10 protein-coding genes are annotated in these 13,347 nt (G+C 65.3%); 2 read left to right on the top strand and 8 right to left on the bottom strand.

Translation table 11 applies throughout. The features are described from left to right. Window positions 1-11 precede the first annotated feature (11 nt). Window positions 12-1,163 (top strand): YXWGXW repeat-containing protein, encoded by a 1,152-nt coding sequence (locus tag ACVMDN_RS38790; RefSeq protein WP_076824586.1) that lies wholly within the window; start codon window positions 12-14, stop codon window positions 1,161-1,163. Window positions 1,164-1,276: 113 nt separating this feature from the next. Here ACVMDN_RS38790 and ACVMDN_RS38785 read toward each other — a convergent pair whose 3' ends face one another. The 4 genes from ACVMDN_RS38785 to bioB all read right to left on the bottom strand — a co-directional run bounded on the left by ACVMDN_RS38785 (window position 1,277) and on the right by bioB (window position 5,380). After that, window positions 1,277-2,539 (bottom strand): adenosylmethionine--8-amino-7-oxononanoate transaminase, encoded by a 1,263-nt coding sequence (locus tag ACVMDN_RS38785; RefSeq protein ID WP_057015366.1) that lies wholly within the window; start codon window positions 2,537-2,539, stop codon window positions 1,277-1,279. Next, window positions 2,536-3,168: a dethiobiotin synthase gene (bioD, locus tag ACVMDN_RS38780; RefSeq protein WP_076824584.1), complete on the bottom strand. Its 633-nt coding sequence runs from the start codon at window positions 3,166-3,168 to the stop codon at window positions 2,536-2,538. The genes ACVMDN_RS38785 and bioD overlap by 4 nt, the downstream gene beginning before the upstream one ends. Continuing rightward, complete coding sequence (locus ACVMDN_RS38775; RefSeq protein WP_076824582.1) at window positions 3,165-4,319, bottom strand: 8-amino-7-oxononanoate synthase; 1,155 nt, start codon at window positions 4,317-4,319, stop codon at window positions 3,165-3,167. Before ACVMDN_RS38775 ends, bioD begins: the two co-directional genes overlap by 4 nt. A 65-nt stretch (window positions 4,320-4,384) precedes the next feature. Further along, entirely contained in the window at window positions 4,385-5,380 is a 996-nt protein-coding gene (gene bioB / locus ACVMDN_RS38770) for a biotin synthase BioB (protein ID WP_076824580.1), read from the bottom strand. A 124-nt stretch (window positions 5,381-5,504) separates the two neighbouring features. On the opposite strand from bioB, the gene ACVMDN_RS38765 reads away from it, so the two are divergent. Next, window positions 5,505-6,143: a GntR family transcriptional regulator gene (locus ACVMDN_RS38765; protein WP_076824578.1), complete on the top strand. Its 639-nt coding sequence runs from the start codon at window positions 5,505-5,507 to the stop codon at window positions 6,141-6,143. A 239-nt stretch (window positions 6,144-6,382) separates the two neighbouring features. On the opposite strand, the gene greA is transcribed toward ACVMDN_RS38765, so the two are convergent. From greA to ACVMDN_RS38745, 4 genes are all read right to left on the bottom strand, one after another. Beyond that, complete coding sequence (greA, locus tag ACVMDN_RS38760; protein WP_076824576.1) at window positions 6,383-6,865, bottom strand: transcription elongation factor GreA; 483 nt, start codon at window positions 6,863-6,865, stop codon at window positions 6,383-6,385. Between the two features lie 79 nt (window positions 6,866-6,944). Beyond that, window positions 6,945-10,091: an efflux RND transporter permease subunit gene (locus ACVMDN_RS38755; RefSeq protein ID WP_076824574.1), complete on the bottom strand. Its 3,147-nt coding sequence runs from the start codon at window positions 10,089-10,091 to the stop codon at window positions 6,945-6,947. Continuing rightward, complete coding sequence (locus ACVMDN_RS38750) at window positions 10,088-11,323, bottom strand: efflux RND transporter periplasmic adaptor subunit (protein ID WP_244558656.1); 1,236 nt, start codon at window positions 11,321-11,323, stop codon at window positions 10,088-10,090. Before ACVMDN_RS38750 ends, ACVMDN_RS38755 begins: the two co-directional genes overlap by 4 nt. 311 nt (window positions 11,324-11,634) lie before the next feature. Next, the gene (locus ACVMDN_RS38745; RefSeq protein ID WP_076824570.1) at window positions 11,635-12,771 is read right to left on the bottom strand and encodes a hypothetical protein; all 1,137 of its coding nucleotides are present in this window, start codon (window positions 12,769-12,771) and stop codon (window positions 11,635-11,637) included. Window positions 12,772-13,347: the final 576 nt, after the last annotated feature.

Genomic DNA, 13,347 nt, shown 5'->3' with positions numbered 1-13,347 from the left:
GAGTATGTGCCATGCGCCGCATCGCCGGACTGCCTTTCGCCTTGGCTCTCAGCCTCTGCTGTCTCTCACCGCTCGCGCCAGCACGCGGGCAGCTTGCCATCGGCATCACCGTCAATGCGGCGCCGCCGCCATTGCCGGTCTATGTCCAGCCGCCGATCCCCGCGCCCGGCTACATCTGGACTCCGGGCTATTGGGCATGGAACGACGACACCGGTTACTACTGGGTGCCCGGCACATGGGTGCTTCCGCCTGCGCCCGAATTGCTGTGGACCCCCGGCTATTGGGGCTGGAGCGACGGCGCCTACGCCTTCCACGCCGGATATTGGGGCGCGACCGTCGGCTTCTACGGCGGCATCTCTTATGGCTTCGGCTACACCGGCGTCGGCTATGAGGGCGGCTACTGGCGCGGCGGCAGCTTCTTCTACAACAGCTCCGTCAACAACATCTCGAACGTCTCGGTCACCAACGTCTACAACAAGACCGTCGTCAACAACACGACCAACGTCAGCTACAACGGCGGCACCGGCGGCACCACGGTGAAGCCGACGCCGCAGCAGCTCGCGGCCCAGAGCGGGCACCACATGGCCGCGACCGGCGAGCAGACGCGACACGCGGAAGCGGCGATGAAGAATCCGGCGCTGACGCTCACCAACAACCATGGTCATCCGGCGGTCGCGGCGACCGCGCACGCAGCACGGTTCAGCGGCGCCGGCGTGGTGGCCGCGCGCCCGGGCAAGCCGATCGCGGCGCCGCCGCCCCGACATGCGCAACCCACGGCCGCACACGCCTTGCCAACGGGACATGCTCTCCCGACGGGGAATGCTCCGCCGCCAGGACATGCCCTGCCGACAGCAAATGCTTCGCCGGCCGGACACGCTCTACCGACGGGGAACGCTTTGCCGCCGGGACACGCCTTGCCGACTGCGCATACTCTCCCCGGTGCCGGCGCACATCCCGCACCCGCGCCGCACGTCGCTCCGCCGGCGTCAAGACCGCAGCTCGTGCAGCATGCACCGCCGCAGCCACGCGCGGTCGCGCATCCACCGGCGCCGCGCGTCGCGCAAGCGGTTGTGCATCGGCCCGCGCCCCCGCATGTGTCACGACCGGCGCCGCGGCCTCATCCCGCTGCGAGGCCGCATCCGGCGGCACGCCAGCACTCATGATCGGGCTCATCGGCGTGCCTGCAAGGGCACGCCGATGTCGTATGAGACCCCATCGCGCGCACCACGACCGCGATGCGATCATCATCCCTGACTTTTGGGCGCGAAGCGCGCCGTCAAGCCAGCGCGTCGGCCGCACAGCTGATCCCGTCGTAGATCTCCTCGAGATCCGCCTCGGTGACGCAATAGGGCGGCATGACGTAGATCGTGTTGCCGAGCGGCCGCAGCAGCAGATTGCGGCGTTCGAAGAAGGCCTGAAGCTTTGGGCCGATGCCGGCGAGATAGCCCGCATCGCTCGCCTTCAGATCAAGTGCGGTGACGGTCCCGGTGCGGCGGACGTTCTCGAAGCGCGCGTCGGCACGGAACGCGGCGAGCAGACGCTCCTGCATCGCAGCCACCGCGGAGACGCGCGCGCCTGCACCGTGTTGCCAGAGCTCGAGGTTTGCTTTTGCAGCAGCGCAGGCGACCGGGTTTGCCGTGTAGGAGCTGGAGTGGAAGAAGGTGCGCGAACGATCACTGGAATAATGTGCGTCGTAGATCTCCGCACGGCACAGCGTCACCGCGAGCGGCAGCGAACCGCCGGTGAGGCCCTTCGAATAGCAGGCGATATCGGGCCTGACGTCCGCCTGCTCGCAGGCGAACAAGGTGCCGGTGCGGCCCCAGCCGGTCATCACCTCGTCGGCGATGAACAACACGCCAGCGGCTGCGCAGATGCGTTTCATTTCCTTCAGCACCCAGGGCGGATACATCAGCATCCCGCCCGCACCCAGGATCAGCGGTTCGACAATGAACACTGCCGCGGATTCCTTCCTGCACGCGGCTTCGAGCGCGTCGAGCGTCGTCTGTTCATAGCCAGGCGCCGGAAACGGGATCGACGCGACGTCGAACAGCAGCGGCTCGTAAGCCCTGTTGAAGACGCCGCGCGCGCCGACCGACATCGTCCCGACCGTGTCGCCATGGTAGGAGTTTTCCATCACGATGATCTGCGTGCGCGTCGCGCCGATATTGTGCCAGTAGCCGAGCGCCATCTTCAGCGCCACCTCGACGCTGGTCGAGCCAGAGTCGGAGAAGAACACGTAATCGAGCCCGTCGGGCGCCAGCTTCAACAGCTGCGCGGCGACCTGCTCGGCCGGATCGTGGGTATGGCCCGCGAAGATGATCTGGTTGAGCTGCTCCGCCTGGTCCTGGATCGCGCGCACGATGTGCGGATGGCAATGGCCGTGGGTCACGACCCACCAGGATGCGATCGCATCGATGATGCGGCGATCATCCGCGGTGTAGAGATAGGCGCCCTCCCCACGCACGATCCTCGTCATCTCGCCGTGCAGCGCGTGCTGGGTGAACGGGTGCCAGATCGGCGACTTCCGAGCGGATGTCATGGATTGAAATCTTCCCGCCGGAACGACGCCTTGAACGCTGCCTGCAGCGTGTCTGCCGCAAGCGGAGCAAGCCAGGGCAACCGGCCTAGCCGGCGCACCTGCCCGATCTCGCAGATCGCGCGCTCGCTCTCGGGATTGCTCTCGCCGATGAATGCGATCCCGTGAATGTCGATCCCGCGCGTGCGCAGCGCCTCGACCGACAACAGCGAGTGATTGATGGTGCCGAGCGCGGTGCGGGCGCACAGCACGACCGGAAGGCGCCATCGCGCGAAGATATCGATATAGAGCGTGTTGCCGTCGAGCGGCACCATCAGCCCGCCGGCGCCCTCGATCACCAGCGGACGGTCCCCGGCATCGGGCACGCCGAGCGCGGCAGCGTCGATGCGCACGCCGTCGAGTGCGGCAGACTGATGCGGCGAAGCCGGCGTTCGAAGCCGGTAACGTTCCTGCACGATGCGATCCGCCGGGAGCCCGCCAAGCCGTGCGACCAGTTGCGCATCGGTTTCCTCCTCGAGGCCGGCCTGAACCGGCTTCCAGTAGCGCGCGCCGAGGAAGCCGGCGAGGCCCGCGCAGAACACCGTCTTCCCGATCCCGGTATCGGTGCCGGTGATCACGATCCGGCTCGTCATCGCGACCAGCCTTTGGTCTCGTCGACCAGCGCGTCGAGCAGCGCGCGCACGTCGTCCTCGTCGACATTAAGGGTCAGCGCAATCCGCAACCGGGCAGAGCCTGCCGGCACGGTCGGCGGCCTGATGCCTCTGATATCGAAGCCGCGCGCCTGCAGCGCAGACGCCAGCTGCATCGCACGCGCATTGTCGCCGACGATATAGGGCACGATCTGCGAGCGCGACGGGCTGCGCCAACCGCGCAGGTCGAGCTCGCGATGCGTGAACGCGACCAGTTTTGCCAGGCGCTGCTGATGCAGGGGCTCCTGCTGCAGGATCAGCAGCGCCTCGCGCACGGCGACGGCCACAAGTGGCGACGGTGCAGTGGCGAAGATGAACGGGCGGCAGCGATTGACCATGAAGTCGCGCAGCACGGTCGAAGCGGTGACCAGCGCGCCGGCGGCGCCCAGCGCCTTGCCGCAGGTATGAACGATCACGAGGTTCTCGCGCCCCTCATAGGACGCCGTCAGCCCACGCCCCTGCTCGCCATAGACGCCGGTGCCATGCGCCTCGTCCACCATCAGGAACGCGTCGTGCCGGTCCGCGATGGCGACGAGGTCGTCGAGCGGCGCGACGTCGCCATCCATGCTGTAGACGCTTTCGACCACGATCCAGGCCCGGCCCGTGCCGCCCTCGGCACGCCAGCCGCGAATGGTGTCTTCGACCGACTGGGGATCATTGTGCGCGCTGATCCGGAATTCGGCCCGGCCGGCCCGCGCGCCTTCATGGATGCTGGCGTGCACGAGAGAATCGAGCACCAGGAGATCGCCGCGCTGCGGCAGCGTCGTCAGCACGGCGAAATTGGCGACATAGCCGCCGCCGAAGAACAGCGCCGTCTCGGCTCCAAAGAACGCGGCGGCTTCGGCCTCTAGCCGTTCGTGCTCCTCGCAATTGCCGCGCAGCAGCCGCGACCCACCGGCGCCGATCGGTGTGCCGGCCCCGAGCGCGGCCGAGACCGCATTCTTGATGCGCGGCGCGTTCGCGAGCGCCAGATAGTCGTTCGAGACGAAATCGATGCCCGCGCGCGGCTTGAGACCGCGCAGCCGATCGTCCTTGCTCAGGGCGTGCAAGGCCGCGGCGTAATCAGCGACCTTGGCCGCATGGATTGCGCTCATGCTTCTCTCTCAGATTTGTAGTTGGTCGCGCGGCGAATCCCGCCGCGCGCGTGCCGGAGGTGCGCTCAGGCGAGGGCGGAGTTGATGCCGAGCCGGTCCAGCAGATTGGCGTCGCGATCGCGCTGCGGGTTCTTGGTGGTCAGCAGTACATCGCCGATGAAGATCGAATTCGCGCCGGCGAGGAAGCACAGCGCCTGCAGCTCGTCGGTCATGTATTGCCGTCCGGCCGACAGCCGCACCACGCTCTTCGGCATCATGATCCGCGCGGTGGCAACCAGACGCACCAGCGCGATCGGATCGGGCCGTTCCGCGGTGTCGTTGACCGGCACGCCCTTGACCTCGTTCCACAGATTGATCGGAACGCTCTCCGGATGGCTGGGAAGATTGGCAAGCAGCATCAGCATGCCGAGCCGGTCATCGACCTGTTCACCCATGCCGATAATGCCGCCGCAGCAGACCTTGATGCCGGCGTCGCGCACATGCGCGAGCGTATCGATGCGATCCTGCAGGGTGCGGGTGGTGATGATCTTGTCGTAGAACTCGGGCGAGGTGTCGACGTTGTGGTTGTAGAAATCGAGGCCGGCGTCGGAGAGACGCTCGGCCTGCTTTGGCGTCAGCATGCCGAGCGTGACGCAGGTTTCCATGCCGAGGCCCTTCACCGCGCTGACCATGTCGCAGACCTGATCGAGATCGCGGTCCTTCGGACTGCGCCAGGCCGCGGCCATGCAGAAGCGGGTTGCGCCGGCATCCTTGGCGCGCTGCGCGACCGCGACAACTTCATCCCGCGGCATCAGGCGGGTGGCCTTCAGGCCGGTGTCGTAATGCGCGCTTTGCGAGCAGTAGCCGCAGTCTTCCGGGCAGCCGCCGGTCTTGATGCTGAGCAGGCTCGCGGTTTCGACATGGTTCGGATTGAAGTTGGCGCGATGCACGCCTTGCGCCTGAAACATCAGATCCGCGAACGGCAGGTCATAGAGCGCTTCAGCCTCGGCACGGTCCCAGGTCTTGCGGGGCGCTGCGCTGGTGCGGCTGTCGGTCCGTTCGATTTCCACGACATCAACCATATGGCTTGCTTTCTCGTTTGCTGTGGATCATAGATAATCTGGTATATTATCTATGATCTGTGGACTTAGAACGATGCTAGCCGAGCCCGAACGCGCGCGCACCCGTTTTTACGATAGATAATCTATGACGAGCGAAGGCGCGAACACGACCACCGCGGGGCGCATCGCCGAAGCGATCGGCGAGCGCATCATCAACTGCGAATTGCTGCCGGACGCGCCGCTGCGGCAGGATCATGTCGCGCGCGAATTCCATTCGAGCCACGTGCCGGTGCGCGAGGCCTTCAGGCAATTGGAGGCGCAGCATCTCGTTGTTGCGGTGCCGCGACGCGGGGTGCGGGTCGCGCCGCTCGACACCAGGTCGGTGAAGGAAATCGCCGAGATGCGCGCCGCGCTCGAGGTGGTGGCGTTGCGCAATGCCGCCCCCAGGCTCACATCGGCCCATCTGGCACGGATCGAACTCGCCATGATCCAAGGCGACAATGCCGAGACGGTGCAGGATTTCGAGATGGCCAATCGCGCCTTTCACCATGCGCTGGTGGCGCCGTGCGCGATGCCGCGGCTGCTTGCCAGCCTCGACGGCCTGCAGCTTGCGAATTCGCGACTGGTGTTCGCGATGGCGCGCAACGCCGGCTGGCGGCCGCGGCCGAGCCAGGATCATCGCGTGATCCTGCAGGCGCTGCGCGCACGCAACATCGAACAGGCCTGCAGCCTGCTGGCGCGGCATATTCAGACTATCGAGCGGCTTGCCCTGCCGGCAGCGTGATCACTTTGCTCCGAATCGAGCGGCGGACTCCGGTTCACCTCGCCCCGCGTGCGGTCGCGTGCGGGGAGAGGTCGGAACGCATCGGCAGATGCGTTCCGGGTGAGAGGGGGAGTCTCCGCGAGAGTATCTGTCTCCGCGTGTGCGGAGGCAGCCCCTCACCCCAAACCCTCTCCCCGTAAGAACGGGGCGAGGGGACGCGCCGCCTTTGCGACCGCCATTCAATCTAATCCCATCACTCTCTAAGCGATCGCGACGATCTCCAGCTCCTGATCGCCCGAGCCTGCGACGTCGCCCAGGGCTTTGCCCATCAGCGACCTCGCTACCGGCGAGACAAAGGAAATCGAGCCTGCCTTTGGATCGGCTTCGTCCTCGCCGACAATGCGATAGGTCTGCACCCGCCCGTCGGCGCGGCTGAAGGTCACCGTGCTACCGAAGGCAACGGTTTCGGTGGAAGCAGGGTCAGGCACGACCTGCGCGGTGCGGAGCCGCTCCGTGAGATAGCGCGCGTCGCGCAACGGAACCGCCGACTGCCGCCGCCGTTCGTTGACGTCGTCCAGCTGCTGCGCGGCCTCTAGGGCCTCGCGTGCCGCCTGGAGCTCACGCTCCAGCGCCTTGCGTCCTGCTTCGGTCACCAGGTTGGGATGCGGCGAAATGGGGCGGTCCGGCAACAGCGTTTCGGACGCGGTCTCGGCACTTTCTTCCTTGGTGAAGGCAACGCTCAATCCAGAACTCCATCGATGAGGCCAGCAGCATAGACCCGCCCCACGCGCCTCCCTAATGCGCGAAGGGATTAGGCAGTATCTAATGCGAGGCAGGCTGTTCCGCCTTGGTCCGTCTGCCGAAGCGGTTCTTTACACCCTCGCGCCAGCCCTGGAAGGTGACGAACAGCATCGGCACCAGGAAGATGCCGACCGAGCTTGCGGCGAGCATACCGCCGAACACCGCGGTGCCGACCGCACGGCGGCTGATTTCCGCGGCACCAGTCGCGACCACCAGCGGCACCAGGCCGAGGATGAAGGCAATTGATGTCATCATGACGGCGCGGAAGCGCATTTGTGCGCCCATCGTCGCGGCCTCCGCGATCGGCTTGCCGGCCTCGCGCTGCTCCTTGGCGAACTCGACGATCAGGATGCCGTTCTTGGCGGCGAGCGCGATCAGCACCACGAGGCCGATCTGACCGTAGAGATCGAGGTTGAGGCCCGCGAGCTTGATCGCAAGATAGGAGCCGAACACGCCGACCGTGACCGATAGCAGCACGGGAATCGGGATCGTCCAGCTCTCATACAGCGCGACCAGGAACAGATAGGCAAACAGCACCGCGAGGCCGAGAATGATGCCGGTCTGGCCGGAGGCCGCCTGCTCCTGATAGGCCGTGCCGGTCCACTCGTAGGAATAGCCGGAAGGCAGCGTCGACTTGGAGAGCTCGGCCATCGTCGCGATCGCGGTGCCCGAGGACACGCCCGCCGCCGGGCTGCCGTTCACGGTGACCGAACGATAATTGTTGTAGCGCGTGATCACCTGCGGTCCGGTCACGATGCGCAGGCTTGCGATCGAGCGGATCGGCACCATCTCGCCGCCGCTGTTGCGCACATAGATCTGCCAGATGTCGGGAATGTCGCGGCGATCGGTGGCATCGCCCTGCACATTGACCTGCCAGGTGCGGCCGAACAGGTTGAAGTTGTTGACGTAGATGCCGCCGAGCGTGGCCTGCAGCGCGGTGAAGACGTCGGCCATGTTGAGGCCGAGCGCCTGCGCCTTGGCGCGATCGATATCGAGATAGACCGACGGGTTGGTCGCGGTGAAGGTCGAGAACACGCGGGCCAGATTCGGATTGCGGTTCGCCGCGCCGATCAGCCCGCCCATCACGCTGCTGAGCGAGGCCGGATCCTGCCCTTCGAGCGCCTCGAGCTGATATTCGAAACCGCCGGAGGTCGAAAGCCCGATGATCGGCGGCAGGTTGAATGGCAGCACCGAGGCCTGACGGATCTGCGATCCCCCGACGAAGGTCTGCCCGATCGCAGCCTGCACCGAGTCGGTGACAGCCTTGCGATCGGCGAACGCCTTCATGCGCGCCACCATGAATGCCGAATTCGGCTCGCTGGCACCGTCGAGCAGCGAGAAACCGATGATCGACAGCACATGGTCGATCGCCGGATTCTTCTTCAACAGCGCCTCGACCTGCTTGGTGACCTCGCTGGTGCGTGCCACCGACGCGCCGTCGGGCAATTGCACCGCGATGAAGAAGGCGCCCTGATCCTCCTCGGGCAGGAAGCCGGTCGGCGTGATCTTCGACACGCCGAACACCGCGCCGGCAAACACCAGCACCGCGACCAGCGACAGCACCGCCACACGAACCAGCCGTTGCACCACGCCGGCATAGCGGTCGCGCACCCAGTCGATGCTGCCGAGCACCCGTCCCATGATGCCGCGGCGCGGCCCGCCGTGGCGCAGGAACACGGCGCACAGTGCCGGCGACAAGGTCAGCGCATTCAGCGCCGAGATCACCATCGCGGCGCTGATCGTCACCGCGAACTGGCGGAACAGCGTGCCGGAAATGCCGGGGATGAACGCGATCGGCACGAACACCGAGAGCAGCACCAGCGAGATCGCGATGATCGGCGCCGTGATCTGCGCCATCGCCTTCTTGGTGGCGTCGGCCGGCGATAGCTCCGGCTCCTCCTCCATGACGCGCTCGACGTTCTCGACCACGACGATGGCGTCGTCGACCACGATGCCGATCGCCAGCACCATCGCCAGCAGCGAGACTGTATTGGCCGAGTAGCCGAGCGCCAGCAGCACCGCGAACGCGCCGATCAGGCTGACCGGAACCGCGACCGCCGGGATCACCGTGGCGCGCAGATTGCCGAGGAACAGGAACACCACGATCACGACGAGCACGAAGGCTTCGCCGAGCGTCTTCATCACCTCCTTGATCGTATCGGACACGAAGGTGGTGGAGTCGTACTGTACGAGATAGGTCAGCCCCGGCGGAAACCGCTCCGACAGCCGCGCAAGCGTGGCCTGCACCGCCTTGGCCGTGGTCACGGCATTGGCGCCAGGCGCGAGATAGATGCCCATCGGCACGCCGGGATTGCCGTCGATCCGCGACTCCGAATCCATGTTCTGCGCGCCGATCTCGACACGAGCAACGTCCCTGATCCGCAGCACCGAGCCATCCGGATTGGCCCGCAGCACGATGTCGCCGAACTGCTTGGATGTCGTCAGGCGGCCCTGCGTCTGCACATTGAACTGGAACTGCTGGTCATTGCTGATCGGACGCGCGCCGATGCGGCCGACCGGCGCCTGCACGCTTTGCGCCCTGATCGCGGCGATCACGTCCGACGGCGCCAGGTTGAGGCTGGTCAGGCGCTGGGTGTCGAACCAGATCCGCATCGAGTAGTTCAGCTTCGCGAACAGCGAGGCCTGTCCGACACCAGGCGTGCGCGAGATCGCGTCCAGCACGTTGATGATGGCGTAGTTGGTGATGAACAGCGGATCCTGATCGCCGCTCTTGCTGTACAGCACGATGAATTGCAGCACCGCCGAGGATTTCTTCTGCACGGTCAGGCCCTGCGCCTGCACCTCGGTCGGCAATTGCGCGAGCGCGCTCTGCACGCGGTTGTTGACGTTGACGGTGTTGATATCGGGATCGGTGCCGAGCGCGAACGAGACCGTCAGCGTGTAGCTGCCGTCATTGCCGCTGGTCGACTTCATGTAGAGCATCTTGTCGACACCCACGACCTGCGCTTCCAGCGGCTGGGCGACGCTCGATTCGACCACTTCGGCCGATGCGCCGGGGAATACGGCGGAGACCGTGACCTGCGGCGGCACGATGTCCGGAAACTGCGCGACCGGAATCTGCATCAGCGCCAGCGCGCCCGCGATCGTGATCACGAACGCGATGACGATCGCAAGCCGCGGACGATCGACGAAGACGGCAGAAATCATGGGTTATTGCCCGTCGATTTCGGCGCGCTGCTCGCGCCGCCATCCGCCGAAACCTTCATGCTCGACTGGATCAGCGCGCTGACGGGCCCCGGCGCCACCACCTCGCCCGGCTTGACCTTCTGCAACCCCTCGACGACGACCTTGTCGCCGAGCGAGATGCCGCCCGTCACCGCCGCAATCGTTGCGGTCGATTGCCCAAGCTGGATCCGCCTTTGCTCGGCCTTGTTGTCCGCGCCGACGACATAGACATATTCGCCTTGCTGGTCCGACAGCACCGCCGAACGCGGGATCGCGAGCACCTCGACCGGCTGCACGCCTTCGAGGAGAACGGTCACGAACTCATTGTCGGTGAGTTCGCGGAGCGAGCCGCCGGCCGCGACGGAGGTATATGTCGGCGGATTAGGGATGGTGCCGCGCAGGGAGATGGTATCGGTGTTCTGCGCGATCGTGTTGTTGACGAAATTCAGCTCGCCGGTCTTGTCGAAGAGCCGGCCGTCCGGCAACCGCAGGCGGATGACGACGGCCTTGAAGCCGCCGCGCGTCGCATAACGGTCGCGCAGATCGAGCGCCTCGCGCACCGGCACGGGAAAGGTGACATACATCGGGTCCTGGCTGACGATGGTCGTCAGAGTTCCCGAGCTCGGCGTCACGACGTTGCCCTCGGTGACCGCGGTGCGTCCGATCCTGCCGTCGATCGGCGAGTGGATCATGGTGTAGTCGAGATTGATCTGGGACAGGTCGACCTGCGCCTGCGCGGCCTGCACCTGTGCCTCGAGGCTCTGCTGGTTGGCGACCGCCGCATCAACATTGGATTGCTGGCCGGCCGGGCCGCCCATCAGGGCCTTGGCGCGATCGGTGGTCAGCTTGGCGTTGACCAGCGTCGCCTGCAATTGGGCGACCTGTGCCTTCTTCGATGCGAGATCGGCCTCGAACGGTCCGCGCTCGAGTTGATACAAGAGATCACCGGCCTTGACCTCGGAGCCCTCGACAAAGTTCCGCTTGTCCAGGAACGCGGTCACACGCGCCACCACGTTGACGCGGTTGGGGGCTTCGATGCGTCCGAGAAATTCATTGGTTTCGGTGATCGGCCGCTTCACCGCCTCGAACACGCCCACGGCAGGAGGCCCGGGCGGCCCCGCCTGGGCATGGGCCGCCGATACTCCCGCCGCCATTAGTCCCGCCGATACGAGAAACTCTGCCAAGCCACCGAGCATGCGTTCCGTACCACTCATGCAGTCCAACCCTTCGGCTACCAACAGACGCTACGAGACGGATATGACGTCGAGTTCCCTCAGACCCGAAGGTCAGGATGGGCAGTGCGTTGCAGCAGATCATAACGCGGCCAATCCGACAATGCTGTAAGCTGATCGCGATCGTTGCGCCGATCCCGACGACAGCCAGCTTTGTGAAGCGCTGCGACGCCACCATGACACAGCCATTGCGGCCGCGCGGACCGGCTCAGTGCATGCCGCCGTCGCCGAAAGCTCCCGTCAATGTGATCCCACACGAGCGCACTCTCGGTACCCTCGAGGTCAGGCTGCGCTCACAACGCGATGGCGTTCTTCAAGCGAGAGGTGTCTTGATAGGCTGGCGACGCCAGACGTTCGGATAGCCACGGCCGCGCGCGCTTGCCGCTGACCTCGTGCACACCGTCGAAGATATCCATGTCGATCAAATGCGGATGGCCTGACGATGCGTAGACCGACTGCATTTGAGAAAACTTTTCATCCCGCCCAAGTTCCAGCGCGTTTGCACCGTCACGGCTCCCGATCTCGACGAACAGCGGGCACGGGCAGAGCAAGTACGCCAGCTCCGCGCCGGCGTACTTGGCGCGGCCGTTGCTGAAATGAATGTAAGCCGCGAGTTCGACGCCGAGATTCCTGGTGATCACGGATGACATCAGGAACTTCTTCTCGTCGCGCATATATCCGGACACGACAGTCGGCCGCATCTGCCCCGTCGCGGCTTCCAGATGCAGCGCGAGAAAGGCGCCCCAGGACACCCCGTAGACGCCGACATTCAAACCCGACACGCCGGTGAGCTTTCTGCAAACGATTTCGCCGGCGTCGAGCGATGCGCATGACACGTTGTGGGCGGAGATGCCGTGAGATGCCAGCATCGCGGCGATGTTGTTCTGGCTCTCCTGATTTCCGATCTGGACGATGTAAGGACACCAGACGACGTAACCGTCCCGACATAGCCGTTTGCCGAGCGCGTTCATGTAGTCCTTGTCGGCATCGTCGAAGCAGCGCTCCGGCGTGCTCGCCATGCCGTGGCCGAGCAGGATCAACCCCTTGAATTCTCCGTCGGGAATTCCAAGACATCCGCGCACCGGCACGCCGCATTCCAGATCGAACTCGACCTTCACGACCGAGAAGCCATCCGCCGGCGCGCGCCAGAGCACCCGGATCTCGTCACGCGACGGCCGATAAAGCCGCCGCGCCCGGAACAGAGATCGCATCTCTCCGCGAATCTCCGAACCGGTTGCGACCGCATGCAGCCTGCCGCTTGCCGCGATATCGAACAACGACCGGCAGAACTGATCGTAGCCAAGGGTCGGCAAGTCGACATTCGCGCATGATCCCTGGCAATGGCCCAGCGCCAGCCTGTCGCTGCCGGCCCGCGACGAGGGGCCGACCAGCGTCATCAACAATCCGGAAAGCGCCCTGCGGCTGATCATCGGCCCTCCCCGAGCCGACGATGGCTCGCATGAATGTCAGAGGTGGCCGCTTAAAAAGCGCGATCAGACCCGGTTTGAATCGTCATCGCGCCTTAGGCCGCCCGTTAGGCATGATCCTTTTCGAAAAACCGCTTCGCACTTTTCCGGATCATGCCCTAGCTGGCGCCACGGATTGCGCGGATACAAATTAAAGGATGTTCATGCTCGAACGATCGCGTGCAACGTTGCAAATGTGTGACGCCGGCGGGCTTGGCGCAGCGCCAGTCATGCCAATCCGGTTTCGGGATGCTTCGGAATGTTTCCATCTGTCACGTAGCTTCGATTTTGCCGCGCGCGGCGATGATCGTCAGGCCCTGATTATCGAGTCTTCATCAAGTCTCTATCAAGTCATGGGGCCGCCCCGCCGACCTGGCATCGAGCTTCGCCTCCGTCGTCCGTGCGCCGGCGGCCGCGCGCCGGATCGCAGCCGAGCGAGCGAGACCCCGGCCGCCGCGCGAAAATCGCGAAGAAGAGGCGGCGAAAACGTCGGAATTCCCCCTGATGCGCGTGAACGCGCACCGGAATAACCCGGACTCG

The organism is Bradyrhizobium sp. USDA 4510, from assembly GCF_054059095.1.
Note: the sequence above shows the minus strand (reverse complement) of the source record. Positions and strands in the feature narration are given on the sequence as shown.

Excerpts from the sequence above, each read along its gene's own strand:
- ACVMDN_RS38790 (WP_076824586.1), top strand. The coding sequence starts at position 12 with ATGCGCCGCATCGCCGGACTGCCTTTCGCCTTGGCTCTCAGCCTCTGC.
- ACVMDN_RS38785 (WP_057015366.1), bottom strand. The coding sequence starts at position 2,539 with ATGACATCCGCTCGGAAGTCGCCGATCTGGCACCCGTTCACCCAGCAC.
- bioD (WP_076824584.1), bottom strand. The coding sequence starts at position 3,168 with ATGACGAGCCGGATCGTGATCACCGGCACCGATACCGGGATCGGGAAG.
- ACVMDN_RS38775 (WP_076824582.1), bottom strand. The coding sequence starts at position 4,319 with ATGAGCGCAATCCATGCGGCCAAGGTCGCTGATTACGCCGCGGCCTTG.
- bioB (WP_076824580.1), bottom strand. The coding sequence starts at position 5,380 with ATGGTTGATGTCGTGGAAATCGAACGGACCGACAGCCGCACCAGCGCA.
- ACVMDN_RS38765 (WP_076824578.1), top strand. The coding sequence starts at position 5,505 with ATGACGAGCGAAGGCGCGAACACGACCACCGCGGGGCGCATCGCCGAA.
- ACVMDN_RS38755 (WP_076824574.1), bottom strand. The coding sequence starts at position 10,091 with ATGATTTCTGCCGTCTTCGTCGATCGTCCGCGGCTTGCGATCGTCATC.
- ACVMDN_RS38750 (WP_244558656.1), bottom strand. The coding sequence starts at position 11,323 with ATGAGTGGTACGGAACGCATGCTCGGTGGCTTGGCAGAGTTTCTCGTA.
- ACVMDN_RS38745 (WP_076824570.1), bottom strand. The coding sequence starts at position 12,771 with ATGATCAGCCGCAGGGCGCTTTCCGGATTGTTGATGACGCTGGTCGGC.